Origin of the sequence: Desulfonatronovibrio magnus (genome assembly GCF_000934755.1) — a bacterium.
GTDB lineage: Bacteria > Desulfobacterota > Desulfovibrionia > Desulfovibrionales > Desulfonatronovibrionaceae > Desulfonatronovibrio > Desulfonatronovibrio magnus.
The window spans coordinates 1-26312 of sequence record NZ_JYNP01000039.1 but is presented as its reverse complement, the minus strand read 5'-3'; the positions used below and the strand labels follow the sequence as shown (position 1 = coordinate 26312).

15 protein-coding genes and 1 tRNA gene are annotated in these 26312 nt (G+C 44.5%); 11 read left to right on the top strand and 5 right to left on the bottom strand.

Features of this window, described 5'->3' with window-relative positions; translation table 11 throughout:
- Positions 1–303 precede the first annotated feature (303 nt).
- Together LZ23_RS05510 and LZ23_RS05500 are read left to right on the top strand one after the other, a co-directional pair.
- The gene (locus LZ23_RS05510; RefSeq protein WP_045212304.1) at positions 304–1524 is read left to right on the top strand and encodes an LL-diaminopimelate aminotransferase; all 1221 of its coding nucleotides are present in this window, start codon (positions 304–306) and stop codon (positions 1522–1524) included.
- Positions 1525–2134: 610 nt separating this feature from the next.
- Positions 2135–3040: an acetamidase/formamidase family protein gene (locus tag LZ23_RS05500; protein ID WP_045212301.1), complete on the top strand. Its 906-nt coding sequence runs from the start codon at positions 2135–2137 to the stop codon at positions 3038–3040.
- 98 nt (positions 3041–3138) lie between these two features.
- On the opposite strand, the gene LZ23_RS05495 is transcribed toward LZ23_RS05500, so the two are convergent.
- The 5 genes from LZ23_RS05495 to LZ23_RS05475 form a co-directional block, all read right to left on the bottom strand.
- Entirely contained in the window at positions 3139–4500 is a 1362-nt protein-coding gene (locus LZ23_RS05495) for a hemolysin family protein (RefSeq protein ID WP_045212299.1), read from the bottom strand.
- Positions 4501–4596: 96 nt separating this feature from the next.
- Entirely contained in the window at positions 4597–4959 is a 363-nt protein-coding gene (locus LZ23_RS05490; protein ID WP_198145909.1) for a PilZ domain-containing protein, read from the bottom strand.
- 311 nt (positions 4960–5270) lie between these two features.
- Entirely contained in the window at positions 5271–7319 is a 2049-nt protein-coding gene (locus LZ23_RS22355; RefSeq protein ID WP_052507141.1) for a methyl-accepting chemotaxis protein, read from the bottom strand.
- A gap of 997 nt (positions 7320–8316) precedes the next feature.
- Positions 8317–11682: a hybrid sensor histidine kinase/response regulator gene (locus tag LZ23_RS05480; RefSeq protein WP_045212296.1), complete on the bottom strand. Its 3366-nt coding sequence runs from the start codon at positions 11680–11682 to the stop codon at positions 8317–8319.
- 579 nt (positions 11683–12261) lie between these two features.
- Positions 12262–12564 (bottom strand): STAS domain-containing protein, encoded by a 303-nt coding sequence (locus LZ23_RS05475; RefSeq protein ID WP_045212294.1) that lies wholly within the window; start codon positions 12562–12564, stop codon positions 12262–12264.
- 751 nt (positions 12565–13315) lie between these two features.
- On the opposite strand from LZ23_RS05475, the gene LZ23_RS05470 reads away from it, so the two are divergent.
- From LZ23_RS05470 to LZ23_RS05430, 9 genes are all read left to right on the top strand, one after another.
- On the top strand, positions 13316–15040 hold the full coding sequence (locus LZ23_RS05470) for a methyl-accepting chemotaxis protein (RefSeq protein ID WP_045212293.1): 1725 nt from the start codon (positions 13316–13318) through the stop codon (positions 15038–15040).
- 460 nt (positions 15041–15500) lie between these two features.
- On the top strand, positions 15501–17627 hold the full coding sequence (locus LZ23_RS05465) for a two-component system response regulator (protein WP_045212291.1): 2127 nt from the start codon (positions 15501–15503) through the stop codon (positions 17625–17627).
- Between the two features lie 10 nt (positions 17628–17637).
- Positions 17638–18447 carry a phosphoribosylformylglycinamidine synthase subunit PurQ gene (locus tag LZ23_RS05460; protein ID WP_045212290.1) on the top strand — a complete coding sequence of 270 codons (810 nt, stop codon included), beginning with the start codon at positions 17638–17640 and terminating at the stop codon, positions 18445–18447.
- Positions 18419–18919, top strand: coding sequence for a tRNA adenosine(34) deaminase TadA (gene tadA / locus LZ23_RS05455; protein WP_332308264.1), 501 nt, complete (start codon positions 18419–18421; stop codon positions 18917–18919). The genes LZ23_RS05460 and tadA overlap by 29 nt, the downstream gene beginning before the upstream one ends.
- A gap of 20 nt (positions 18920–18939) precedes the next feature.
- Positions 18940–19034 (top strand) — tRNA-Ser (locus LZ23_RS05450).
- A 694-nt stretch (positions 19035–19728) separates the two neighbouring features.
- Positions 19729–20688: an ABC transporter ATP-binding protein gene (locus LZ23_RS05445; RefSeq protein ID WP_045212288.1), complete on the top strand. Its 960-nt coding sequence runs from the start codon at positions 19729–19731 to the stop codon at positions 20686–20688.
- Positions 20681–21676, top strand: coding sequence for an ABC transporter ATP-binding protein (locus tag LZ23_RS05440; RefSeq protein WP_045212287.1), 996 nt, complete (start codon positions 20681–20683; stop codon positions 21674–21676). Before LZ23_RS05445 ends, LZ23_RS05440 begins: the two co-directional genes overlap by 8 nt.
- Positions 21673–24702: an ATP-binding cassette domain-containing protein gene (locus tag LZ23_RS05435; RefSeq protein WP_052507140.1), complete on the top strand. Its 3030-nt coding sequence runs from the start codon at positions 21673–21675 to the stop codon at positions 24700–24702. Before LZ23_RS05440 ends, LZ23_RS05435 begins: the two co-directional genes overlap by 4 nt.
- Before the next feature lie 238 nt (positions 24703–24940).
- A complete protein-coding gene (locus LZ23_RS05430) occupies positions 24941–25774 on the top strand; it encodes a hypothetical protein (RefSeq protein ID WP_045212285.1) in 834 nt (277 codons plus the stop codon).
- The last annotated feature ends 538 nt before the right edge of the window (positions 25775–26312 follow it).

Sequence of the window (26312 nt, the reverse complement as noted above, 5' to 3'; positions counted from 1 at the left end):
AAGGTTTTAATGGCTGGTAACAGTTCAGGCCTTTTTTCAATAAATGTTTACCAATAGACTTTGAACTTTCAAATTTACTGATACTTAGTTTCCATCCGCAAAGTCTTTGTTTCCGGATGTTGAAACTATTGGTTTTCTTTGCGGAAACGAGGATTTTTTTTTGGCAAAGAAATCAATCAATTATGAGGAGGCGTATCTTAATACGTGGACGAATAATTGTGCAGGTTGACGCCGATAGAAGGGAAAAGAGCCGTTTCAGAATGAAAACTACTTAATCGATAACATCTTCAGGAGTATTACTTTATGATCAAAATTAACGAGCATTACCTCAAGCTGAAATCATCATATCTTTTCGCAGATATAGCCAAACGCATTGACAGATTTCAAAAAGACAACCCGGACAAGGAGATCATCAAACTGGGGATTGGCGATGTGACCCTTCCCCTGCCCCTGGCCTGCCTCAAAGCCATGCACAAGGCTGTTGATGAAATGGGCGTATCTGAAAGTTTTAAGGGATATGGTCCGGAGCAGGGTTATGGATTTTTGCGTGAGATCATTGCCCAAAATGACTACCAGTCAAGAGGAGCCAGGATTGACTCTGACGAGTTATTCATCAGTGACGGCGCAAAATGTGACACAGGCAATATCCAGGAGATCTTTGATACAAATGTTGTGGTGGCAGTGCCTGACCCGGTTTATCCGGTATATGTAGATACCAATGTCATGGCCGGCAGGACCGGTACTTTCTCTAATGGACGTTATCAGAAACTTGTTTATCTTGAGTCCACCAGAGATAACAATTTCATCCCTGATCTGCCTCAATCTCCTGTTGACCTGATTTACCTCTGCTACCCCAATAATCCCACTGGAGCCACAATCACTAAGGACGAACTGGCAAAGTGGGTTGCATTCGCCAAAGACAATAAGGCTCTTATTCTCTTTGACGCAGCGTATGAAGCTTTTATCCGTGATCCTGAGCTGCCAAAATCAATTTACGAAATAGATGGTGCAGATGAAGTAGCCATAGAATTTCGCAGCTTTTCCAAAACAGCAGGCTTCACCGGCACAAGGTGCGCTTTTACTGTTGTTCCCAAAAAATGCAGAGGCTACAATGCTCAGGGGCAGGAGGTTGAATTGCATGCCCTGTGGAACCGCAGGCAATCAACAAAATTTAACGGTGTTTCCTATCCTGTTCAAAAGGCTGCCGAGGCAGTTTATAGTGATGAGGGCCAGAAACAGGTACGTTCCAGTATTGATTACTATTTAACCAATGCAGGAATCATTAAGGAAAAAATGCAAAAACTCGGCTTTGAGTGCACAGGCGGTGAAAATTCTCCTTACATCTGGATTGACGGTAAAAAAGATTCCTGGAGCTTTTTTGATGATCTTCTCAATAAGGCTGGAATAGTGTGCACTCCAGGTGATGGCTTTGGACTTTGCGGCAAGGGATACATACGCATCAGTGCTTTCAATTCTCTGGAAAATGTTGAAAAAGCTATGGAAAGAATTGAAAAGGCCCTGTAAACGTCTCACCCAGGCGGCCCGGGACCGAACGTGTGAGTAACTGTCTTTAAAGTGGAGCCTGCATCCTGCAGGCAATTTAATTCCAGGCGGCTGGAAGCCGCCTCCACCTTGAAGAACAGTCCCATATCTGGAAATTGGGACAGTCCCCGCGAGGTACTATAAAAAAGATTGATGCTGCATTTGTTCCTGGAGGAAATTTGCTTTAATGATAAAATTTACACAGCGAGGGACAGTCCCTGTGCCAAGCGCAAAGTTCTCATCTTTGACGGAACTTTTCTGGCAAATGTGCATTAATCAAAGCGAAAATCATCAAAATATGAAAATTATAACCGTCTGATTTTATTATCAAAACGATTGTAGTTACTTGTAAGCGCCTCACCAGGGCGGCCCGGGACCGAACGTGTGAGTAACTCATACACCTCGTGCCCAGGCTCCAGCCTGGGGACGTCTTACTCTTGCGGCTCCAGCCGCTTCTTCAAAATGTGGCTGGAGCCACAAAAAAATAGGTGTTCCCAGGCTGGAGCCTGGGAACAAGAGCAAATATACTGAATTTCGTAAGTATTTGATTTTATTTGCAATACGATTCCAGTTACTCGTAAGGAGTTTTACCATGACCCAGAAACTCAGTTCCCAACACCTTTTTTATGCATTCTCTGCCAAACTTGAACCAGCTATGCGGGTGGATCAGGGGCAGGAATTCACTCTGGAAACCCTTGATTGCTTTTCAGGTCAGATCAAAAACCAGGATGACCTTCTGGACCGATTAGACTGGGATAATGTAAATCCTGCCACAGGACCGGTTTATATCAATGGAGCAAAGCCAGGAGATATTCTCGGCATAGATATATTGAACATAACCATAGGGAAAGACTCCAGGGTTGTTGTTGCCCCAGGTGAGGGAGTGCCTGGCAGTCTCATCTCATCCATGGAGACTGTGATCCTGCAGCATAAAGACAATGTGCTGGACTTCAGAGGAATGGCGGAAATTCCGGTCAACCCCATGGTAGGAGTCATTGGTGTAGCACCGAGGGAAAGGGAAATCCCCAACGGAACACCTGAAAAACACGGCGGCAATATGGACTGCAAGGTAATAACCAAAGGTTGCAGGGTCTATTTTGAAGTTGAGGTGGAGGGCGCTTTAATGGGATGCGGAGATCTGCATGCCGCACAAGGTGATGGTGAAATTGGCGTGTCCGGAGCTGAAACATCTGGAGAAGTACTGCTCAAAACATCCGTATATCCCAGATTAAAAGGTCTGCCCACCCCTTTTCTGGAAACACAGGACATGGTGGCCACTGTGTATTCAGCCAAAACAGCTGATGAAGCCGTTACCGGGGCTGTCAATAATATGGTCATGTTTTTAACCAGGTTCCTGCAAATCAGTGAAAATCATGCAGCCATGCTTATGAGTATGGCCGGTGACCTGCGTTTCTGTCAGGTAGTGGATCCGCTCAAAACAGTGCGTTTTGAATTTCCCAAAAAAGTTCTGCCAGCTCTGGATGCCTTGCACTCTTAGCACAAATATCAAGTCGGCAAAACCGTCTTTGGTCTCTTCTCTGAGGGAGCATTAAGCGGGGTGCATTACGCGTTTCTTAAGCCAGGCTGAAAATCTCATTATTCTACGTCACGGTCCTGCCCGGAATCCTCAACATCGGGCAGCACCTTGACCAGAACCTTGTCAACCTGCAAGCCATCCATATCAACGACTTCAAAGCTGTAACCCCCAAGTTCAAACTTATCGCCACTGATGGGGACTTTGCTCATCATACTCATAACCAGGCCAGCCAGTGTGTCATAGTCTTCTCTAACATTAAAAGGGTCTTCCTGTGCATTTTCAGACATATCCAGCACCTCTTTCAGTTCATCAAGGCCAAGTCGTCCATCAAGCAGCATGGATCCATCTTTCCTGTGAATAATCCAGGGTTCCTGGGGCCATTTTGGTGACGGCAACTGTCCGGTTATTGCCTGCAAAACATCATTGATAGTTACCAGCCCAACAACATGACCATCCTTATCATTAACCAGGATCATATGCTCCCTGGATTTTTTGAATTGGTCCATCATATCTAATACATTCATGCCACGCTGAACATAAACTGCAGGCTTTACAAAATCTTTAATGCTGGGGCGATCTCCACAACCGGCAGATAAAAGATCCTTGGCATGAATAGTTCCAAGGATTTCCTCATCTCCCTTTTTCAAAACAGGATAACAGGTATGCCCTGTAACTCTGACCTTGTTCATAATATCATCAAAAGACTCTCCATCCATGAGCTTGACCATGTCCTCAAGCCTTGTCATGAGGCTGCCCACTGTCTGATCATCCAGCTTGAGAACCCTTTCCACCATATTGACTTCATCAGGTTCAAAAGTGCCGCTCCTGGCACCTTGACGAAACATATGTTTAATCTCATCTTCAGAAGGAGGCTCTTCTTCATGGCGTTTAATCCTGAATATGCGCAAAAGACCATTAGTAGAAATGCTTAAAATAAAGACTGCAGGTGCTGCCAGTTTGGACAGGTATACCATGGGAATGGCTATAACAGATGAAATTTTCTCAGGATTAAGCATGGCAATTCGCTTTGGGATCAATTCTCCAAGCACAAGAAGCAGGTAAGTGATAGTTGCCACCACCAGCACATAACTGACTGTTGAGGAGTAGTCTGAAATATATGGGATGTCTTTGATGAGGTGTTCAAGCTGGGAGGCAATAACCGCACCCCCATAAACTCCGCTCAAAATTCCCATCAGCGAAATGCCAATCTGAATTGTGGAAAGAAACCTATTAGGATTTCTCACAAGATGCAAGGCATACTTTGCCCCTCTCTTACCTTTCTTGAGCAATTCTTTAAGACGAATTTTCCGAGATTTGACCAGAGCGATCTCAGACATGGCCAGAACGCCATTAATGGCAACGAGCAGGATAATTACCAAAATCTCAATGGCAATGCCGGTTGTTTCCTGTTCTTCTATCATTTAAGTGCACTCCTGGCCTTGAAAGATTAGCAGATTGAGATTCTCAGCAGTATAAGAGTCAGTCCCAGGGCACAATGCATAAATGTCGCTGCAGTGCTAACGTTTAAACCCAATAGTTCTGATCAGCTCTTCAATGATATCTTCCTGTTCCGTAGTCACATCAACAAACTGCATGCCTGTAACATAGTAGGCAGGATTGATATCCTGATTGGACCAGCATACTGTAGCCTTGAGTTTCAGGTCACGTGGAGTGCTGCTGACAGCATCTTCTTCTATGGGAATATGCAAATCAAAAGCAATGTCCTGCTCATATTTTGTTTTGCTGATGAGTAAAAGCCCTGCCACATGAATATCGACCAGACGTCCGATTTCCGCTTTGGAGCTTTGATCTAATACCTGCAAATAATAATAAAGAGAGCGACGTTTGTGCCTGCGGTTATCCTTGCCTGCTATGGGCATAATCTTCTCCTTGAATTCAAACCGGGCCTGCATGAAACAGGTCCGGGTACCCAATTGAAAAAAAAGGCGCTCAAATATAGAGCGCCTTATATCAGTATAGCTTGAGAGTTCAAAGTTGCTGATTTTTTGTTCCGGGTTGGAAGAAATAAAGTCTATGGTAAGTGTCTATCACTGTTTGTGAAAAGCCTGGGAAAGGAACTCTTGCCGTGCAAAAATTTGCAAGAGCCTGACAATCTCAGCGGCCAAAGAGCCCTTCCCCGACGACCATTATATAAACTTAATTTAATCTTTATTATCGAAAATCAAATACTTTACAGTCTGAACTTAGCCATGAGCTCCTTGAGCTTTTCAGCAAGGCGTGAAAGTTCATCAGAGCTTTGCCTTACCTGAGCGCTGGAATTACTCATCTCTGTGGCATTGGAGCTTACCTCTGTTATATCCTGGGCAACTTCCTGGGCCACTGTGGAGCTTTGAGCCACATTTTCATTAACTTCCTGGATTCCTGTGGCTGCCTGACCAACATTTTCAGCAATATCCCTTGTGGTTACACTTTGTTCTTCCACTGCCGCGGCTATAGTGGCAATTATTGAGTCAATATCATTAATGATCTGACTGATTTCCTGAATTTCAGTAACGGTCATACCAGTAGCTTCCTGAATGCCATCAATCTTTTCCTTAATCTCGTCAGTTGCTTTGGCAGTCTGCTGGGCAAGCTCTTTAATCTCATTGGCAACAACAGCAAATCCTTTGCCCGCCTCACCTGCTCTTGCCGCCTCAATGGTGGCATTAAGTGCTAAGAGATTGGTCTGAGATGAAATGGCCATAATGGTTTCAGTGACTTTACTGATTTCACTTGCTGCCCTGCCGAGATCATCCACTCTTTCAGAGCTTTCTTTTGCCTTGGTAACAGCATTACTGGTTATTTCTTTAGCCTTTTCAGAATTTTGTGCAATTTCTGAAATAGTCGCGCTCATTTCCTCAGAAGCAGTGGCAACAGTATTAACGTTTGTAGCTGCCTGCTCCATGGCCGCAGCCACAGAACTCATATTGGAGCTCATTTCCTCAGCAGCCGTAGCAACTGTACTGGATTTGCCAGCTGTCTGATCAGATCTGGTGGCCATATCATCGGCAATGGAGTTAAGTTCAGTAGATGATGAAGCCAGTGTGCCTACTCCACTGTTAATGTCCTTAAACCTGCTGCTTAAACTTTCCACCATTTCATTTAGTGCTGCAGCAAGCTGGCCGACTTCATCCTTCTGATTAATATCCAGCTTTTTGGACAAATCACCATCAGCCATGGCCTTGGCAAACTCAACACCCTGGAATATTGGTCTGGTGATTCCCAAAGTTAAAAATATGCCGATAAAAATGGCGATTAATGTTCCGACCACCATGCCGATAATAACCATAAGCTGAATGCTGTCAGCGCTGCGCTCTGCTTCAACTACAGCTTCTGAAGCCAGGCTTGAATTTAGCTCGACAATCTGGTCCAGCAGCTCCGTTGCTTCCTGAGACGCCTGATAAGCATTCTGCAGGGCAAATCTGCTCATGTCCTGAAACAGCACTTCGGATGCTTCAGCTATTTCCAGCATCTGATCAAAGTATGAAAAAACCTCATCTGCTCTCGGAGCCATTTCCGTGCGAAGAATTTCTCTGGCCTGATCCTGTGCTCCATCAGCCACCAATTGCCTGATCCTGGGCACAAAACCATGAAAATCATTATGAGGAGCAACCATACGCCTTATCAAATCCCTTAGATCTGCATTTTCGGTTTCAAATCCGTCCAGCCACCTGCCAAAATTACAGGCTGTGGGGTCGTCTCCGCCCTCAAAAGTCTGTCCAAAATCAATGAGATTACGTACTCTGTTTAAAAGACCATAATGATCAGCTGTAAATTGATTGATATTATTCATGTATAGCATAGGATTAAGTATGCCCGAATTTTCAACATCCCTGGACATACTGACGACCTGATTATTAGCGTCTCTCAGGCGGTTAAACACAGGCACAAATTCGTTCCACAATGCTTCTTCCTGACGGGTCTGGGGAAGTGGTTCGTATATATCCCATGCTTCCTGTAATCCACTCCTTGCTTCCTCAATCACTGAGTATTGTCGTCTTCTATCTTCTGTTGTGAGGTTTGGAGAGAGAAGTGTTCTGATACTAACCTGAATGTCTTGAGTTTCTTCCTGAATTCTGAGCAATGACTCCACGCTGGGCAATCGAACAAGTCCTACTTCATTAATCTGCTGATCAAGATTAATGGCACCCCGCCACCCAACTACTCCTACAATCATGGTTATGATTGCTACGGCAAGAAACCCGCCGATCAACTTTACACTAAGCTTGATGTTTTTCATCCCTTCCTCCGGAAATATTGAACACTATGTTTAAAAAATATATATAAATTATCTATTTAGATCTGTATTAGGTTCACAACTAGACGGTAAAACAAGAACTTACAAGTAACTAAAGCCAAATTAGTAATAAATTCAAAGCATGATGGTTTTACCATACAGATTGCTTCGGTCACTTAGGCTCCCTCGTGGGTGACAGGTTTTCAGCAACCACATCCCTGACAGCTCAGGTGTCATTGCGAGCGAGTCTTTTTACCTCGTTGAATACACGCAGTGTAGGCGCAGCCATTCAACTGGGGCGTGCGCGGCAATCCTTGTTGCGAGCGAAGCGAAGCAATCTCGTGTTAAGGCTGATTTTTTAGTTACTCAGAAGCTCCTCACCCGGGCGGCCCGGGACCGAACCTGTGAGTAACTGTCTTTAAAGTGGAGCCTGCATCCTGCAGGCTATTTAATTCCAGGCGGCTGGAAGCCGCCTCCACCTTGAAGAACAGTCCCATATTTGGAAATTGGGACAGTCCCCGCGAGATACTATAAAAAAGATTGATACTGCATTGGTTCCTGGTAGAGATTTGTTTTAATGGAAAAATTTACACAGCGAGGGACAGTCCCCCTCCGGGCTGTAAGCCTCCGGGCAGGAAGCTGTGCCAGGCGCAAAGTTCCCATCTTTGACGGAATTTTTCAGGCAAATGTGCATCAATCATAAGCAAAAATCGTCAAAACATGAAAATTATAACCATCTGATTTTATTATCAAAACGATTGTAGTTACTTGTAAGTTCGGTCCCGGTCCGCCCAAGTGAGGAGCTTACAAGTAACTTCAAACAAACTGGACCCCGGATCAAAACCTGTCCCGGGCCTTGATCCGGGGTGACGGTTAAACCAGGTTTTTACTCTTTACCGTCATTCCGGCGAAAGCCGGAATCCAGGTTTTATCTTGTTCCCGGACCCAAACCTGGGAACGAAGGGTAATCTCTGCCCTCTGACTTCTGACCTCTGACCCATCAAGCTGCCTTCTTATTCAAGAAATTGAAAATACTCTGCATGAGCTTTTCTTTATCTAACTTAATCTGATAGTCATCTATACCCACCTGTTTACCTCTGTTTACATCTTCCTCACCTGCAAGGGAAGTCAAGGCCAGAACAGGTAAATGTCTGAACCGGTCATCATTTTTTATAAGTTCTGTCAGTTCGAATCCATCCATTACCGGCATTTCCAGGTCAGTAACCACCAAGCTGATGTCCCCGAGATTCTCATTAAGATAGTCCCAGGCAACTTGTCCATCTTCAGCTGCTTTGACTACTTCATAACCTTCATCCTCAATAAATTTTTTGACCTGGGCTCGAAAAAAATCTGAATCTTCTACAAGAAGAATTTTATTACTCGGTTCATGATTATCCTCACCAGCAGGCTGATGCACCTCACGCTTGGCAAACCAGTGAGGATTAAGAGTTTCCATAAACTCAAAAATATCCACAATAAGAGTTGTTTTGCCATTAAGAACCATGGAACCTGAAATACCTGGCTGTTTAAGGGTAAAATCATCAATCTTGAATTTGGTTTCGATGGCGTCCACAGGAGGAGCTGCCAGCAGACCTATCTCATGGCCTGCCATGAAAAAGACAATAACTACAAGCTCGCCTTCAAGCTCGAGATGGTTGACATTGGCAACCTCTTCAAGAGCAAATATGGGCAGATTTCCCCCACGGTACTGGATAACCTTTTTGCCTCCAGCAATCTCAATCTGATCAGCTTTAATAAGCTCAACTCTGGCCACCAGATCCAAGGGAACTGCGCAGTATTCTTTAGGTCCATTGTTGAATAAAAACAGCGACTGACGATCTTCTACTTCTTTTTCCTCCTCTTTCTGCCTGGCAAGTTCCTTGGCCTTTTCAGTTCCAGCCATGGTGGAAAGCTCAGCCAGTCTGGCCAGACCAATCACATCAAGAATAAGAGCTACCCGGCCATCACCCATTATAGTAGCTCCAGCATAACCATCACAGCCTTTTAAATGTCTGCCAAGGGGCTTAACCACAATTTCCACGGAATCGTGGAGCTCGTCCACGACCAGACCATATTTGAAAGAACCGGCCGAAACCACTACTATGTCAACATCACCTGTTATCTGTTTAATTTCATGATTCTTAGTTGGTTGGGAAGATCCTTCCACCTGTGGCTCTGTGACGTCTGATTGCTTTTCCGGCTTGCCCTTGGATTTGCCTTTACTGATATGAGTCACTTTGGATGAAGACCCTACAATGTCCTGACCATTTTTTAAATGCAGAACATCAGATAAGGTCATCAAAGGTATAAGTTCGCCGCGCAGAATGAGAACCTGAGCATCGCCAACCTTTTCAATCCTTTCACCAACAAGATTAGCCGGAATCTGGATCAGCTCATCAACATTAACCTGGGGGATGGCAAATCTGTCATCGCCCACGGAAATCAGAAGACTGGGAATAATGGCCAGGGTTAGAGGCAACTTGATCCTGATGGATGTTCCCTTACCCTCTTCTGTTTCAATATCCACCTGACCACCGAGACGATCAAGATTGCTCTTGACAACATCCATGCCCACGCCCCGTCCTGAAACGTCGGACACCTGATCTGCAGTGGAAAGTCCAGGCAAAAATATCAGATTGGTCTTGTCCTTATCAGACATGGACTTGACCTGCTCTTCAGTGATGAGTCCCTTGCTCAGGGCTTTGCTGATAATTTTATCTACAGGTATTCCTTTACCATCATCAATAATTTCTATATTGACCTGGCCGGCAGCATGGAAGGCTTTGAGAATAATTTTTCCCTGTGGTTTTTTACCTGCTGCTACTCTTGCGTCGGGCATCTCCACACCATGGTCAGCGGAGTTTCTGACCAAGTGAGTCAAAGGATCAGACAGTCCCTCGATAATAGTCTTATCCAGCTCAACATCCTTGCCTTCAAGAATAAGATCAATATCTTTTCCCAGGTCCTGGGACAGATCTCGTACCACTCTGGGAAATTTATTAAAAATGTTGGCCACCGGCTGCATTCTGGTAAGCATGATGGCTTCCTGCAGCTCTGAAGTAACCAGATCTATGCGTTGCCCGGCAAGGCCCATGGAATGATCATCTTTAGTGGAAATAGCCTGCATGAGCTGATTGCGACTTAACACCAGCTCTCCAGCAAGATTCATTAGATTTTCCAGAAGACTTACATGCACCCGTAAAGATTCAGGCATGGCTGCAGCCTGTGCCCGAGCTGCAGCGGGCTTGGCCGGCTTTGCGGCCCTGGGTTTTACGGATTTGGCTGATATGGGAGCAGTTTTTTGGTCTTTTGGGGGAGCTTTGGGGGGCTTTTCCTCTGCTTTGGGAGGCTGAGGCTTTTGGTCTGCCGCTTGAACTTTTTCACTTTCTTTTATGGCAATTTCATCATCATCTTGAGCAAAGGACTGAATATCCTCTGCGGTTATAATGGATTCTTCGGTTTCTTCGTCTTGATCTTCAAGGTCATGTTCATCCATATTTTCTACTCTGGACCTGACCTGCTCAAACTCATCTATTGATTCAGGCTCATCCAAAGTATCATCTTCAGTCTCCACGTGATTTTCTTCAGCAGAAGCCTGAGGCGAGGTAGTCTGTTCGTCCACTACAATGACCATGTCCGGCTCAAGATCAAACAGTGTATTAACAATATCAGGCTCAATTATTGATGAAAAAAGAATAAACAATGGGATACGATTGGAAAATTCATCATCATCCAGCGTACCCACTCCTTCAATATCCACCTTCAAATCAAGAATAGATCCAGTAGACTGCATGTCCTTGATCAAATCCAAAGGCTTTTTGTCTTTTCGATGAACATCTCTGATTAAATCAAACTCAAGCAGGTAGACAATTTTTCCACCCTTGCGGGCCTGATTCAGATCAAACTCAGAAACATCAAAAATCTTGCGACCTCTTGAGTCCTTGATTTCCAGTTCATTAACTATGGAATCCTTTTCAGAATCAGGCATGGTATCCGTTGCCACGCCTGTCAGAGCTACAACATGCTCTGTAATATCCATATCATCGCTTTGTGCAATGTTTTCAATCAGCTCACTAAGGCGATCAAAGGCCAGCAAAATAATGTTGACTATTTCAGGGTTGGGTACGATTTCATTGTTCCTGATCATATCCAGAACATTTTCAATCTTGTGAGCAAGTTCCTTGACATTATTCAGACCAAGAAAGCCCGCACCACCCTTCATGGAATGAGCCGCACGAAAAACCTTGTTGACCAGGTCAATATTTATATCATCTCCATCAGCCTCAATGGTCAGCAGATCATTTTCAATATCTTCGAGATGCTCTCTGGACTCCTCCACATACATTTGCAAGGTTTCGTCATCCATACCCTTATCCTTTTGCTATACTTAAATAAATTCTCATCCAAAATCAGCCCTTTTCAAAGGTAATGGGACAGTTCCCACGATCAACCCTTAAAAGCTCCTCACCCGGGCGGCCCGGGACCGAACTTGTGAGTAACTGTCTTAAAAGTGGAGCCTGCATCCTGCAGGCTATTTAATTCCAGGCGGCTGGAAGCCGCCTCCACATTGAAGAACAGTCCCATATTTGAAAATTGGGACAGTCCCCGCGAGGTACTATAAAAAAGATTGATACTGCATTGGTTCCTGGAAGAAACTTGCTTTAATGATAAAATTTTCACAGCGAGGGACAGTCCCTGTGCCAAGCGCAAAGTTCCCATCTTTGACGGAATTTTCAGGCAAATGTGCATCAATCATAAGCAAAAATCGAAAAAACATGAAAATTGTAACCATCTGATTTTGTTGGCAATTTTGTTTTAGTTACTTGTAATAAATTGTTATCAGTTAATAGTTGAAGAACAAAAGCCTGAATTCACTGCCTTACCCTGATAACAATTAACAAATAACAGACAACTGGGTTCTGGGCAAAGCTCGCATTAGAATAATTTAAGCTTCTTTTACTTCAATTTCAAAATGCTTGTTAAGCCTCATAACCTGAAAGAGATCATAAATTTTTTCATCAACACCTGTAATTTTAAAGCCCTTGCCTTTTTTCTTCAAGGAATTGAATGTCGCAATTAGAACACCCATCCCAACAGAGTCAACCTGATCAACCTTGTTAAAGTCCAGAACAAGAGAATCCATGTCATCAGTGATGGCATCCTTGAGTTTGGATTTTATATCCCCGGCATTTGCGGCAACTATGTCAATGTCAAGAGTCAAAAGGACATTGGAGTCATTTCCACCCATGTTTATAGACCTCCTGAAAAATTATCTCAAAAAAATGATAAATGTAATAGTTCAAGTTTATAAAATAGCAGTAAATTCAAGGCTTTGCACGAGAAATTATGACTGTCCAGCAATAAAATAAAATACCCTGAACCAGCAGGCCACACCGGCTCGGTTGCAGCGCTTAGCAAATCTTTACAGCTATATTCAAGAAAACTTAAAATACCATGCTTTAGTTAATCGTCCTTATATCTGTTTTCTTTAACTTCATCAACAATAATTTTAAACGGTGCTCTCATAAAATGACTGCGGCAATCCAGTCAGACAGTCTCAAAGACGTTCAGCCCCGCGCCAAATACCATAAACTCTCGCATGCACCAAAAAAACGAATAATTTTAACTTGGCAAAGCTTGCCATATCTTATAGCGTGAAAACAACTTTTTTAGTTCAACTTTAGTTCAACTTAGCCTGGTACTGTCAGCAAGCTTTTATTCATCTTTTTCTAAGCAGTTAGATTCGTAATCCAGACTCCTGTTGCAATCAGACACTTGAATGAAATTGTTCACCAAATTCGCCATATGATTATTCATTTATCCTGGATTCCGACTTTCGCCTGATTGATGGAAAAAGGTAGCTATCTGCTTTAACCGTCACTTTGATCCCGGATCGGGTCCGGGATGACGGAGCCTTGGGCCAGGTCTTTTTTTATTAGATCTTGCTGAATAGTTATACTTGAATTACCTTTAGAACCTTTAAGCTTTGGAGTGAGCAAATGAGCTGGAGCACAATAAGCGTAAAATTTAAAATTTTAATCATCGCCCTGGCAGGTCCGATTATAGTAGCTTTGATATTTGCCTTTCTGCAGCTGAGCCAGGTCAGGGATAACGCTCACCAGTCAATCATAGACACCAGTAGAGCCATCGTAGTCATGGCTGAAGCAACGAGAGAAAACATGGCCAACAAATTATCAGTTGGCGTAATGCGTCCTTTTGAAGAGCTTGAAACCAGAGCACAAATTCTGGAAGCTGTACCAATAGTAACTGCCATGCGCGTTGCCCAGGAAAACGCTGAAGAGGCCGGTTATACTTTTCGAGTTCCCAAAATCAGCCCTCGAAACCCGGATAATGAACCGGATGAACTGGAAAGAGAAATTCTTAGAGGGTTCCAGCGCCAGTATCAGGATGAAAAGATAATCGTAACTCAGGACGAAATCAGATACTTCAGACCCATACAGCTGACCCAGGACTGCATGTATTGCCACGGCGATCCGCGAGGCGAGCCTGACCCTGTAGGAGGAATCAAGGAAGGCTGGAAAGTCGGTGAAGTACATGGAGCCTTTCAGATTATTACCTCTCTTGATGAAACAAACGCATCCATTCAAAGCGCACAACTGCAATTAGGCTTTCTTACCATGGGAATCCTTGTCCTTATCAGCTCCATCGTGCTTATTTCTGTAAACAGAAGTCTGGTAGCACCAATAAAAATGGCAGGTGATTTTCTCAAGAAGATGACTGGTGGAGACTTGAGCCAGGAAATCAAAGCAACCCAGAAAGATGAACTGGGCATAATGATCCAGGACCTTGGAGATATGAGCTCCAATCTGCGCCGGATGCTTGTGAACATTTCAGATAAATCACAGGATCTGCTTTCATCTGCCAGAAATCTGGATGAAGTTTCAGGCAGCTTGAATTCCGAATCCCGGGATATGTCCAGCAGAACCAGTACAGTTGCGGCATCTTCAGAAGAAATGAGCTCCAACATGAATTCTGTAGCTGCAGCCATGGAACAGGCATCAATTAATGTATCTACTGTAGCTACAGCCGCAGAAGAGATGAGCTCCACCATAGGAGAGATCTCAGGCAGCGCAGATCAGGCCAGAAAAATTACAGATAAGGCAGTTGTACAGGCTAAAAATGCTTCTGATAGAGTTAACATGCTGGGCAAAGCTGCTCAAGAAATCGGAAAAGTTTCTGAGACAATTACTGATATTTCCACCCAGACCAACCTGCTGGCCTTGAATGCAACAATAGAAGCGGCAAGGGCTGGAGAAGCAGGAAAAGGTTTTGCGGTTGTTGCCAATGAAATCAAAGAACTGGCTAATCAGACTTCCCAGTCAACTGAAGAAATTAAGCAGAAAGTTGAGGATATTCAGCAGTCCACCAACAGCACCATTGAAGAAATTACCCTTGTTATGAAGGTCATTAATGAAGTCAATGAGTTCGTAGGCACTATTGCTGCGGCCATGGAAGAACAAAGCGTTACCACCCGGGATATTGCGGAAAATGTATCTCAGGCTTCATCAGGCATTCAGGAGGTTAACGAAAATGTGGCTCAGGCATCAACTGTCACAGCTGATATGACACAGGACATAGTCAAACTTACTGATTCGTCCAGTTCCATTAACCAGAGCAGCGAACTTATCAAGACCAGCTCGGAGAGTTTGACCTCCCTTGCCAAGGAACTTGAAACTCTTGTCAAGAAATTCAAAGTAAGGTAGAAAGACACTCATAGATTGTTTTTGTGAGCTTGATTGCCTGAACGGGACCATTACGCGTTTTTGAAAACTTTAAATCTGAGTTTTATGTCATAACTATTTTGGGGTTAAAACCCGATTGTGACAGCTTGGCTCGGCTTCCTGCCCGGAGGCTTACAGCCCGGAGGGGGGCTGTCCCTTACAGTTATCGGTCGCTTAGGCTCCCTCGTGGGTGACAGATTTTGAGCAACTACATCCCTGACAGCTCATGTGTCATTGCGAGCGAGTCTTTTGACCCCGATGAATAGACGCAGTGCAGGCGCAGCCGTTCAACTGGGGCGAGCGCGGCAATCCTTAGTTGCGAGCAGAGCGAAGCAATCTCGTGCCAGGGCTGTGTTTAGTTCCTCGCAGGTCCGGTCCCGGCCTCACCCGGGTGAGACACTCACAACTTAATTTTACAGCACCTTAAACTAAAGCAATCCAAATGGAAGACAATAAACCCAACATCCTGATTGTAGACGACGAACTCATCAACCGCTCCATGCTAAAGCGGTTTCTTAAGTCCACAGCTGAGCTTACTGAAGCCGAGGACGGTTATCAGGCTTTGGAAAGAATATCGACTGAAACCGATCTGGTACTGCTGGATCTGATGATGGAAGGCATTGACGGAATAGAAGTTTGCAAGCGACTGAAAGACAATCCTGAAACTGCAGAAATTCCAGTCATATTCATTTCAGCCATCGATGATCCCAAGGTCAAGGCCCGTGGACTTGAAGCCGGTGGAGTGGATTTTGTCAGCAAGCCATTTGATCGCGCAGAACTTCTTTCAAGAATAAATACCCACCTTACCATGCGCCTGCAGGCCCTTAAAATAAGGCATTACACTCAAGAGCTTGAAAAAACTGTTGAAGAGAGAACCAGGGAACTTAAAGATTCTGAAAAACGTTACAGAACCATCTTTGAAGCCAGTAAAAGCGCCATGGTTATTGTCAATTCCATTAATGGCAAAATTGGCATGGTTAACAAGGAATTTTGTGATCTCAGCGGATATGACCGGGATGAAATTGAAAACAAAATGTTTTTTTCTGACTTTCTGCACAGTGATGATCAGTCAGCAATTCTCTCATATTTTGATGACAACACACAGGCCATGGAAAATACACCCAATGAGTATGAACTGACGGGTGTCACCAAAAACAATGAAAAAATCATTATCTTTGCCAAACTTGCTCCTATTCCTGAATGGGACTCTTTTGTAGTATCCCTGTTTGATCTGACAGACAAGCGTCGAGTAGAAGAAGAACTGAGACAAAGGACTTTTTACAGCAAATTGACCGGTCTGCCCAACAGCGAACTTTTCAACAATCGTCTCGAAAAAGCCATTCAAACTCTGCAGGAAGATTCAAAATACTTTTTTGCGGTCATCTTCATTGATCTTGACCGCTTCAAGATAATCAATGATTCACTTGGTTTGCGCAAAGGTGACCAGCTTATTAAAATGGTATCCCAAAGACTTGAGCAAAGTATTAGAAAAAAAGACACTGTGGCACATTTCGGCGGTGATGACTTTGCCCTGCTCATTGAAGTGGACGATCTGCCTGAAGCTGCTTTGAGGGCCGAAAAAATCAAGGATCAATTTATCGAGCCATTCATCATTGATGATAATGAAATTTTTACCACCTGTTCCATGGGTATTGTTGTAGGTTCCAGCAACTACACCGAACCGGAGCAACTTTTCCGCGATGCAGATACTGCCCTGCACAAGGCCAAATCTACAGCACCCGGAAGCTATATTGTTTTTGACCCCATAATGCATGCCCAGGTTACAGAGCTGTTGACCATTGAAACAGAAATGCGCAAAGCCATAGCCCACGAAGAGTTTGTGCTTTATTACCAGCCAATTATTAATCTGCTTGACGGGCGCATCACCGGGGTAGAGGCCCTGATCCGCTGGATCCATCCTGATAAAGGCATGATACCTCCTAATGTTTTCATTCCAGTAGCTGAAGAAACCGAACTTATTATCCCCATTGGTGAATGGGTTATCCTGACTGCCTGCAAGCAGCTGCACACCTGGAACAGTCAAGGCATGGACCTGACCATTAATATCAATCTTTCAGGAGTTCAGTTCAGGGACAAAAACCTGCTCAATACCTTAGAGAAAAATTTTGCCAAGGCAAAGGTTAGTGTTCAGGACATCAATCTTGAGCTTACAGAAAGCGTGGTAATGGATAACGCACAAAGTTCCATTGCCGCCATGAATAAAATCAAGAAACTTGGCGCCAAGCTTTCCGTGGATGACTTCGGCACCGGATACTCATCCCTTAACTATCTGCAGCAACTGCCTATTGATGCTCTCAAAATCGACCGGTCCTTCATCAACATGCTGTCCACTGAGAGCGGAATGGCCTTAGTGAAAGCTATCCTGGCCATGACCCACAGCCTGGGGATAAAGGCTGTGGCTGAAGGCATTGAAACAGCCCAGCAAATGCACAGCTTAAGGGCCCTCAACTGCAACTTTGCCCAGGGCTACTACTTTGCCAGACCCATGCCCGCTAATGAAGCCACTGATTTTATTTTGAAAAATCCATACATACAGGAATTAAAATAAATATTATATCATGACTATGATCAAGACATTAGTAATAACTGGATACGGTACAAACTGCCATAATGAAACCGCCCATGCAGCATCCATGGCAGGATCAAATCAGGTTGATATCTGTTTTTTCTCCGATTTGACCGCTGGCAAAACCAGCCTTGCCCCCTATAACTTAATTATATTTCCTGGCGGATTTCTTGATGGAGATGACCTGGGGGCTGCACAGGCTGCTGCTTTGCGCTGGAAGTACTCTACAACAAAAGACGGAGCCCGACTCCTGGATCAGTTGAGCAGCTTTTATGATTCCGGCAAACTTATCCTTGGGATTTGTAATGGTTTTCAGCTTCTGGTCAAGCTTGGTCTTTTACCTGCAGCCAACAACAGGGTGTTTGAGCGCCAGGTCAGTCTCACCCATAATGATTCAGCCAGATTTGAAGACCGCTGGGTACACCTCAAAGTTAATGCCCTGTCTCCCTGCGTCTTTACAAGAGGGTTAGATACCATTCAGCTGCCTGTCAGGCATGGCGAAGGCAAACTTGTTGCCATAAATGATGATTTACTCAAAACCCTGCAAGACGACAATCTCATTGCTTTTCAATACATTCATCCAGAAACCGGTCAACCCACAGACCAGTACCCATACAATCCCAACGGTTCACCTCTGGCCATAGCTGGTCTGACTGATCCCACAGGAAGAGTGCTGGGACTAATGCCCCACCCGGAAGCATTTAACCATCCCACCAACCATCCCGCCTGGACCAGAGGGGTACAAGTCACTTCTGGAACTGAACTTATTGCCGGTGGCATTCGCTATCTACGTGAGTCATGATCAGCACAGTGCCTTCAAAAACTGGCACCAGCTTATGCAAGTCGCCATTGATGAAGCGAAACTCGCTGCCCGGGAAGGCGAAACACCAGTGGGTGCTGTACTTGTTGACCATTCTTCTAAAGAGGTTATTTCCCAGGCACACAACGAATGTGTGAGCAAACATGATCCCACCGCCCACGCCGAAATTGTTGCTTTGCGTAAGGCTGCGCAGCACCGCCGTAATTATAGATTGAAAGATACTGTTCTTATTGTTACACTTGAACCATGCATTATGTGCCTTGGAGCGATCTTTCACGCCAGAATTTCAGGATTGATTTTTGGAGCAAGAGACCACAAGGCCGGCGCTGTCATCTCCCGTCTTGACATAAATGATCTGCATTGGATAAATCATAGAATATGGTACATGGATGGAATTCTTGCCCATGAGTGTTCTGAATTGCTGTCCTCATTTTTTATGGAAAAACGGTTTTAGCAAAATACATTTAACCTTATGGAGAGGTACCGAAGTCAGGTCGTAACGGGGGCGACTCGAAATCGCCTTGGCGGTTAACCCCGCCACGTGGGTTCGAATCCCACCCTCTCCGCCAATTCACATTTTTACTTGTGAGCTCCTCACCCGGGCTGGCCCGGGACCGAACCTGTGAGTAAATAAAAATCAGCCTTAACGAGTTAGAGATTGCCGCGCTCGCCCCAGTTGAATGGCTGCGCCTACACTGCGTGTATTCAACGGGGTCAAAAGACTCGCTCGCAATGACACCTGAGTTGTCAGGGATGTGGTAGCTGAAAACCTGTCACCCACGAGGAAGCCTAAGCGACCGAAGCAATCTGTATCGTAAAACCGTAATGCTCTGAATTTATTGCATATACGTTTGTAGTTACTTAAAAGTTATCAATTAATAGTTAATAGTTAACTGTAAAAGAACAAAAGCCTGAATTCACAGCCTTAACCTGATAACAGATAACAAATAACAAATAACAAATAACAAATAATTGATGCTCGATAATTCTTGACTGTCCAATTTTTTAGTAACAAGGAGTTTAATATGAAAGACGGCTTACTGCTTTTTCTTAAAATAATGGCTCTTCCTATCGTAGCCATTATCGTGGTGCTGGTGCTTATCTTCAGCAATTAATGCCATTGGGTAACTTTCATTTGCTATCCGAACCCTGGTTCGCCGCCATAGCCTGCTTTAAAGTTTGGAACCTCAAAACCACCGCATGTCATCTCCCCTTGCCAAAACATATCTTCTCAGGGCATAATCATATCACAGGGGGAAATGAATGCAGCCACTGCTGGAAATCAATAATCTCACCACCACTTTCTACCTTAAGGCAGGACCTGTCCAGGCGGTAAACAATGTATCCCTGACTCTTAATCAGGGCCAGAGTCTGGCCCTTGTGGGAGAATCAGGATGCGGAAAAACCATGCTGGCATTGTCCATTCTGGGGCTTGTTCCTTCACCACCCGGTAAAATCACTCATGGCAGTGTGATATTTCAGGGACAAGATCTGACTCAGATGTCCGAAAGTCAGCTCCGGACCATTAGAGGCAACAAAATCTCCATGATTTTTCAGGAGCCCATGTCTGCCTTGAATCCGGTATTTCGGGTAGGTGCCCAGATAAGTGAGTCCCTGGTTTTTCATAAAAATATGTCCAGCAAAGAGGCCTGGCAGAAAGGGATTGAAATGATGAAGCTGGTTGGTATTCCGGCTCCATCAGAGCGCTGCAATGACTTTCCGCACCAGCTAAGCGGAGGAATGCGTCAAAGAATTATCATTGCCATGGCCCTGGCCTGCTCTCCAGACATTATCCTGGCTGATGAACCTACCACAGCCTTAGATGTAACCATCCAGGCCCAGATACTTGAACTTTTGCGCGGACTGCAGGAACAAGGTAAAACCTCAACCATTGTTATTACTCATGATTTGGGTGTAGTAGCGCAACTCTGCAACGAAATGGCAGTTATGTATGCTGGACAAATAGTTGAACAGGGCAGCGTTGAACGAGTCCTGGATGATCCTGGACACCCTTACACAAAAGGACTGCTCAACTCACTTCCGCGCTTGGATTCCGACGAAAAACTCATGCCCATACCAGGAACCGTACCGGAAATATCAGCTCTGCCTTCAGGATGTTCTTTTCATCCAAGATGCCCCAGGAAGATGGATATCTGCTCTCAGCAGGAGCCACCGGCTATTCAAAGAAAGTCTTTAATCAGATGCTGGTTGTATCATGAGTAGAGCTTATCTTTCCCTGGAAAATATCACTAAATCTTATGCTGTCAAAACCGGAAGCTGGTTTAAGACAACAAACCTGATTAAAGCTGTGCATAATGTTTCCATGTCAGTGCAAAAAGGAGAAACCCTTGGTCTTGTGGGTGAGTCAGGTTGTGGCAAGTCAACTCTGGGCAAGATTGCGTGCGGATTGGAGGTACCCACATCCGGAGAAGTATTTTTAGACGGTCAGCGAATCAGTACATCCAGTGATCTTTTGAAAAGTAAGAAAATTCAGATGATTTTCCAGGATCCCTTTTCTTCCCTGAATCCCAGACAAAAAATCAAAAATATCATTTCTGAGCCTCTAAAAATTCACAAGGTCGGCACATATAAAGAGATAATGGATAAAACCCGGCACATTATGGACACAGTGGGCCTTTCCGCAAGCTTTATGAACCGCTATCCTCATGAATTCAGCGGCGGGCAAAGACAGAGAATCGCCATTGCCAGGGCCATCAGCCTTGATCCAGACATGGTCATCTGTGATGAACCTGTTTCCGCCTTAGATGTATCTGTTCAAGCCCAGATACTCAACCTTTTGCAAACCCTGCAGCATGAACTCAACCTGTCTTATCTATTCATTTCCCATGATCTTTCTGTGGTCAAATATTTGTGCACCAGAATCCTGGTCATGTATTTTGGCCAGTTGATGGAGGAAGCTGACAAGGATGATCTCTATAAAAATCCTTGTCATCCCTATACCCAGGCCCTGCTTGGTGCAGTGCCCGTGCCTGTGCCCGGCAAAAAAATCAAAAGCATGATGATCCAGGCTGATCCACCCAACCCTCTTAAGCCCCCGAGTGGCTGTCCCTTTCATCCCCGATGCCCAAAGCGCATTGACATCTGCTCTCAACATGATCCGGGTTGGACCAGAATATCATCTCACCACGCTGTAAGATGTTTTTTGTTCAAATCCACACCAGATCATAAGCAGGAAAAATCAATGCCATGACGGAAATTCTTCTCAATGCGGTTCTGAATCTGTTTGCTGTTCAGGCATCCTGTCTGCCTGAAGACAGGCGTGAAACAGTTAAAAAAAGCCTTGAACTCTACCTTCGCACACACCTGAAAATATGGAATATTGATGATTACGCATCTCTGTTCCAGGAAGCACTTGCTCTACAGGAATTAAGTGATCATTCCCAAAAAATTAAGCTGGCTCAAAGTATATCCTCTGGCATTGCCTCAAAAATGCCTCTTTTAGAACAGTATATCTTTCTTACCTGCTTTCTGCATCCAACCAGCCCTGACTTGGATGATCTTGAGGCTCAGTCCGTGAACAAAGCGGTGGCGGACAGTTTGAGTGTCAACAGGCAGCACGCAGATTTTATAAGCCTGCTGTATTCTTTTGGGCCGCCTGTTACATTTCTTCCATCCTGCCTGATAATCAAAGATGACAGTGATGATCTGATGGATGGTGCATCATCTCTTAAGATCACACGCCCCGATTTTCTGGGCTCTTTTACCTGCCTTTACCTTCAAGATGTGGACACAATATTTGTTTCGGCCCGACCAGGACCTTCCATAACTCTTGATTCCCGGCCCCTTCACCCTGACAGACCTCAAGTGCTAAGCTCGGGCGCTATATTGAGTGATTCCAGAGGCAATCGCATTTACTCCGGTGAGTTGCTGGCCCTTGTCAAAAACAGGGATCAAAATAATCAGCTGCACAAGCTCTGCTTTCAGGGACGTCAAATTAATTTTCGCTACCCAGGAAGCCAGAACGGTCTGCATAATTTCAGCTTTGATCTTACTGATGGAATGCTTGTGGGGGTCATGGGGGTCAGTGGTGCGGGTAAATCAACTCTGTTAAGTATCCTCAACGGACAGCTTAAGCCGGATTCAGGACAGTTGACAGTCAACGGAATTAATATGTCCCTGTCATCCCGGAAAATAGAAGGCGTTATGGGTTTTGTGCCTCAGGATGATCTGTTGTTTGAAGAACTGAGTGTGTTTGATAATTTATACTACAGCGCTTCATTATGTATGGCCAACTTGTCTGATAATGAGCGGAAAGCCACAGTGGACAATTTACTTGAAGAAATGCAACAGAGTGAAATTCGTGACCTCAAGGTTGGATCTCCTCTGGAAAAATCTATAAGCGGCGGTCAGCGCAAAAGGCTGAACATTGCTCTGGAACTTATTCGCGAACCCTCAGTTCTTCTTGTAGATGAACCTACTTCAGGTCTTTCCTCATCAGATTCAGAAAATGTCATGGCTTTGCTCAAGGCTCAAGCAGCCAAAGGCAAGCTGGTCATTGTTGTTATCCATCAGCCTTCTTCAAGAATATTCAGGCTGCTGGACAGACTATGGCTGCTGGACAAAGGCGGCAGGCCCATCTTCGATGGTAACCCTCTGGAAGCCATAGTCCATTTCCGTTCTCAGATTTTTCAGGCTGGAATGGATGAATATTCGTGTCCATCATGCGGCAATGTTAACCCCGAACAGATATTTGAGATAATTGAAGCCAGAAAGGTAGGCATGGATGGTCTGTATACCGAGGACCGCCTCGTAAAACCTGAGCAATGGCATGAACGCTACCTTCAGCATCAAAGGTCAAAAGCCAGTAATTTGCCCCCTGATCATAAACCTGAGTGCAATACAGTGGAACCGCGTCTCTGGCGTCCCGGATGGCTGGGACAGGCTAAAATATTTTTCATACGCACCCTTAAAGGACGTCTGGCCAACAGACAATATCTTCTGGTGAATGTTCTGGAACCCCCTGTGCTGGCCCTTCTTGCTGGTCTCATATCTTATGGAGCCTGGGGAGCTGATTATTCATTCATGGATAATCAAAACATTTCAACTTATTTTTTCATCAGCATAATCGTAGCCCTTTTTCTTGGCATGAGCGTCAGTGCCCAGGAAATTAATCGCGACCGTAAAATTCTAAAGCGCGAAGAGTTTCTGCATCTCAATTGGTCTGCCTATATATCGGCTAAAAGCGTTTATCTCCTCGCTGTAGCTGCTCTGCAGATGGCTTTATTCGTTTTGACAGGCAATACTCTGCTCAAAATTCCAGACATGCACCTTTCTACATGGCTGGTGCTATTCAGCTGTGCTGTGCCAGCCTGTATTCTTGGTTTAAATATATCTTCAGCTTTTAAATCAGTGGTTACCATTTATATTCTTATACCCTTGCTGCTGGTGCCCCAGATGATGCTTGGCGGAGCGGTCATTCCTCTTGACGATCTGCTGCATCGTAATGCCGGGCACCGCAATACCCCTCTCGTAGCCGATATGATGCCTTCTCGCTGGGGCTATGAAGCCCTTATTGTACGACAATACTTGAATAATGACTATATTTCACGATTCATGCCCTGGAGGCTGCAGGAAAGGCAGTTGCGCTATATCATTGACTATCACATCCCGGAAATGCGCGGTCTTATAGACTATCCCCTGCTCGAAGTGAATCAGGACAACCCTGATGAAATCAGGCAGCGTCTGACAGTCTTGGGCAGTGAAATTAAAGTTCTGGAACAGAAGGCTAACCTGGCTTCTCAAGTAGAGATTAAAGATCTTGAACCTGAAGTGTATAATGCTGAAACAGCAAATAAAGTCAGAACCTGGCTGCAGGAGGTATCCCAAATCCTTCGCAGAGATTTATCCCTGATCTGGGATAAGAGAATGGCCGTTGAAGAAGAACTGAGGCAGGAACTTGGAGAAAAAGGCCTTGATCTGCTCAAAACACAGAATTTTAACCGGGAAATTGCCGATCTTGTTAAAAACGTCAAATCCTTTGAGCAAGTTCGGCTCTCAGGAGAACGCCTTGTACAAGTGGCTGCTCCCATAGCCAAAATGCCGGATTCCAGTCTGGGGAAAGCTCATTTTTATTCTGGATGGAAACGCCTGGGACCAATAGAAATCTCAAGCTATGTATTTAATATTGCTGTTCTATGGATTATGGGGCTTGCACTGTTTATGGCACTTTATTATAAGATTTTTGCCAGAGTTGTTTCACTTCGCCTTTCTGGCTAAGAGATCATTACGCGTTTCTGAAAACTGTTGTTTGAGTAACTTACCGTTTCAACCTGTAGAAAAAACAAGAAATTGTTATCAGTTAATAGTTAATTGTTAATTGTTGAAGAACAAAAGCCTGAATTAACTGCCTTACACTGATAACAGATAACAAATAACAGATAACAGATAACTGGGTTGTGGGCACAGCCCGCATTAGTAATTTGTTACTACCTCAACATTAAATTAAGGAGCTAATATGAAACCATTCGTTGTGTCTGCCTTTATCTTTATACTTTTAGCATCCCCGGTCGTGCACTCGGCTGAATACCAGTCAGAGCTAAGCTACATTTCCAATCAGATCATCTCAAGAGTTGACGACGGAGATATCACTGAAATTCTTCAGCAATTTGATTTGTACAAGGAAGCAGGCCTTTCTTTTCAACCCGGGCTGACTGTCCCTAAATCAGTCAGAAACAAAGACAATGAAGAACTCGCGGTTCTGCTGGGTATGATTATGTTTGATGCCAATTACGCCATGGTTTTTGGCCGCATGGGAAATTCCATTGACAACAGAATGTTTGTCCGCACTGATTTATTACCCCGCCTGGATCAGGGCAGCAGGCTTGACCTTAACCCTGTCAGACAGGATCTACTTGAAAGACTCACTCGCGATCCCCAGGATGAAGAAGCCAGAAGACTGGTGAACGAGCATGTGGCCTCTCAGATTAGAAGCAATGCCGAGATTGCCGAAAACGACCTGGAAGTTATGCAGGTGCTTGTTTTTGCATATTATGGAGCTATTATTCAAGGTTTATACGTTGCCACCTCGCTGTCCATGAATCTGCCTGTAACCCCGGAAATTGAGGAACTTTTTGAATATCAGCTTATCAGGCTGCAATACCTTGATGAGCTCATTCATAACCTGCAGCACAGCCAGATTCGAGATGTTCTGGGTCAGGAAAAAATCTGTTCCATCATTGATCCCATCATTGAACGACTAATGGTAGCTCGTGGAGAACTCACTCCAGAGCTTATCAAGGATCTCAATGAGATTGCCACTCAGGCAAGATCCGAATATGTAGGGCATTAAAGGCTAAGTCTACAAATTTTCAAGTAACTACAATCGTTTTGCTAATAAAATCAGACAGTTACAATTTTCATATTTTTACTATTTTTGCTTACAAGTAACTAAAATCGAATATGTAATTAATTCAGAGTACTACGGAATTACCATAAAGATTGCTTCGGTCGCTTAGGCACCCTCGTGGTTGACAGATTTACAGCAACCACATCCCTGACAGCTCAGGTGTCATTGCGAGCGAGTCTTTTGACCCCGTTGAATACACGCAGTGAGGCGCAGCCATTCAACTGGGGCGAGCGCGGCAATCCTTGTTGCGAGCGAAGCGAAGCAATCTCGTGTTAAGGCTGTTTCAAGTTTTTAAGATTTTTACATATGATTGATTCTCAATTACCAGAAAAGTTCCGTCAAAGATGGGAACTTTGCGCCTGGCACAGCTTTCTGCCCGGAAGCTTACAGCCCGGAGGGGGACTGTCCCTCGCTGTGTAAATTTTTCCATTAAAACAAATCTCTACCAGGAACCAATGCAGTATCAATCTTTTTTATAGTA

Bases quoted from the DNA above. Each gene is read 5' to 3' on its own strand.
- LZ23_RS05490 (WP_198145909.1), bottom strand. From the start codon at position 4,959: ATGCCCATAGCAGGCAAGGATAACCGCAGGCACAAACGTCGCTCTCTT.
- LZ23_RS05440 (WP_045212287.1), top strand. From the start codon at position 20,681: ATGAGTAGAGCTTATCTTTCCCTGGAAAATATCACTAAATCTTATGCT.
- LZ23_RS05435 (WP_052507140.1), top strand. From the start codon at position 21,673: ATGACGGAAATTCTTCTCAATGCGGTTCTGAATCTGTTTGCTGTTCAG.
- LZ23_RS05475 (WP_045212294.1), bottom strand. From the start codon at position 12,564: ATGGGTGGAAATGACTCCAATGTCCTTTTGACTCTTGACATTGACATA.
- LZ23_RS05445 (WP_045212288.1), top strand. From the start codon at position 19,729: ATGCAGCCACTGCTGGAAATCAATAATCTCACCACCACTTTCTACCTT.
- LZ23_RS05500 (WP_045212301.1), top strand. From the start codon at position 2,135: ATGACCCAGAAACTCAGTTCCCAACACCTTTTTTATGCATTCTCTGCC.
- LZ23_RS05470 (WP_045212293.1), top strand. From the start codon at position 13,316: ATGAGCTGGAGCACAATAAGCGTAAAATTTAAAATTTTAATCATCGCC.
- LZ23_RS05460 (WP_045212290.1), top strand. From the start codon at position 17,638: ATGACTATGATCAAGACATTAGTAATAACTGGATACGGTACAAACTGC.
- LZ23_RS05430 (WP_045212285.1), top strand. From the start codon at position 24,941: ATGAAACCATTCGTTGTGTCTGCCTTTATCTTTATACTTTTAGCATCC.
- LZ23_RS22355 (WP_052507141.1), bottom strand. From the start codon at position 7,319: ATGAAAAACATCAAGCTTAGTGTAAAGTTGATCGGCGGGTTTCTTGCC.
- LZ23_RS05510 (WP_045212304.1), top strand. From the start codon at position 304: ATGATCAAAATTAACGAGCATTACCTCAAGCTGAAATCATCATATCTT.
- LZ23_RS05465 (WP_045212291.1), top strand. From the start codon at position 15,501: ATGGAAGACAATAAACCCAACATCCTGATTGTAGACGACGAACTCATC.
- LZ23_RS05495 (WP_045212299.1), bottom strand. From the start codon at position 4,500: ATGATAGAAGAACAGGAAACAACCGGCATTGCCATTGAGATTTTGGTA.
- LZ23_RS05480 (WP_045212296.1), bottom strand. From the start codon at position 11,682: ATGGATGACGAAACCTTGCAAATGTATGTGGAGGAGTCCAGAGAGCAT.